Annotated in this window: 2 protein-coding genes and 1 pseudogene; all 3 read left to right on the top strand. The window is 45.9% G+C overall.

The features are described from left to right. Positions 1-356: pseudogene (locus tag ACIG3F_RS16055) on the top strand (WYL domain-containing protein); the annotation flags it as partial. Between the two features lie 10 nt (positions 357-366). Next, the gene (locus ACIG3F_RS16050) at positions 367-978 is read left to right on the top strand and encodes a DUF1819 family protein (protein WP_396470540.1); all 612 of its coding nucleotides are present in this window, start codon (positions 367-369) and stop codon (positions 976-978) included. A 16-nt stretch (positions 979-994) separates the two neighbouring features. Then, entirely contained in the window at positions 995-1,570 is a 576-nt protein-coding gene (locus tag ACIG3F_RS16045) for a DUF1788 domain-containing protein (protein WP_004758930.1), read from the top strand. The last annotated feature ends 191 nt before the right edge of the window (positions 1,571-1,761 follow it).

The following is a 1,761-nucleotide window of genomic DNA, read 5'->3' as shown; positions in this document are numbered from 1 at the left end:
AGAGCAAGCAGTTTAAGGACTTTTTACTCTCCAGAATTGATCGCACACCTGTTGTGGTGGCGATTGAGTCAGTAGACCCTGCTCAGGATCAGCAATGGAATGAAGAAATTGTACTGACGCTGATCCCTAATCCAAAATTGAATGAAGCTCAAAAAGCGCTGGTCGAAAAAGACTTCGGCATGCCTGATGGCAGATTACAGATTCCGGTGAAAAAAGCCCTGGCTCACTATACCTTGCAGCGATATCAGGCCGCGATCACGCTGGCTGAGGCGGAAGATGCCTTGAAATATACCTTAGTGTTACAAGGTTCAGATATCGAAAAGCTGTCGTCTTACCTGTTTGATCAGGCCTCATAGGAGATTGGCTATGTTAGAACAATTTCATTATGACAGTGACCTGATTGGCGGTTCCCTGATGGTGCGTGAAAGTCGGCTGATCGCGGATCTGTTATTGCGAGAAGCGACTACAGAGCAGTGGCACCAGGCGATTCAGGTTGAAAATGTTTTGCAAAAAAGAACCATGGCTTCAGCACAACGCAATGCCACTGCCATTCGTAAGCGTCTGGAGCGCTTAGAGCCTGATTTCTGGAAAGCACTACGTGATGGGGATGATGAGCTGGCGACCCAGGTGGCTTTTTGTAGCGCACTGGAACGCAACCTGTTGCTGCTTGAGTTTATGGAAACGGTGATGAGGGATGCCTATATCTCTCAGGCGCAATACTTGGACAGTTATATCTGGTCAGATTTTTTGGATGAACGCTCACAACGCGATCCGGATATCTGTGATTGGAAAGAGTCCAGCAAGAAAAAAATGGGGCAGGTGGTGTTTCGCATGCTGGCAGAAGCCGGTTACTTAAAAAGTACCCGTAAGCTGGAGTTGCAGCGCGTGATCGTCAGAGCAGAGCTGCGTAGCCTGTTGGAAGTACATTATAAACAACGCATTAAAAGATCTATGGAAGTGTCGGTATGGACGCGTTAGTTGTAGAGGGGCAGCAATGAGTCAAACAATACATGAGCGTCTGAACCAGATTCCAGAGCGAATTCTTTCCACTGAGTTTCTCACTGGACAAGGATTGGGTAATGAAATTGGCTTCTGGATTTTTGATTATGCACCTGAAGATGAGCTGAAAGTCCGCGAATATCTTCATTTTCTGGAAGGGATGCTGGAGAAAAAACACAGTCAGCTGAAGGTGGTGAATATTAATCTGCTACAAGCAGTGGTGGATTACCTGGCTGAGCGCAATTTCATTGATAAAGCGATCCAAATGCAAAAAGCCAAAGGCGATGAGGCACTGCTCAAGGCTCTGAAAGGTCCACTGCATATGGATAAGTTTGCGCCGTATCTGGTGAGCAAATATGCCACCAATGAGCAAGATATAGTGTTGATGACCGGGGTGGGGTCGGTTTGGCCACTATTACGTGCACATCATTTGTTAAACAGTTTGCATTCCTTGCTGGGGCATAAACCAGTCGTATTGTTTTATCCGGGGTATTACGACGGTCAGGCCATGAGTTTATTTGGAAAAATTCCAAGCAATAATTACTACAGAGCCTTCAGATTAGTGCCATAAGCACGACAAATAGCCATAAAAATTCGGGGGAATGGATTGAGATGAACATTAAAGAACTTTTTTACAAGCCATTAGATCGTGCAATTAACGGGGTGGTCAAGGCAGATCAGGATGATAATGCCACGGTTTACCAGGAGCTGGATGAGTACGTGGTCACCAATGAGCTGGAAAAGCATTTTCGTGACTTTTTC

Origin of the sequence: Acinetobacter sp. NPDC052428 (assembly GCF_044547685.1) — a bacterium.
GTDB lineage: Bacteria > Pseudomonadota > Gammaproteobacteria > Pseudomonadales > Moraxellaceae > Acinetobacter > Acinetobacter lwoffii_G.
Note: the sequence above shows the minus strand (reverse complement) of the source record. Positions and strands in the feature narration are given on the sequence as shown.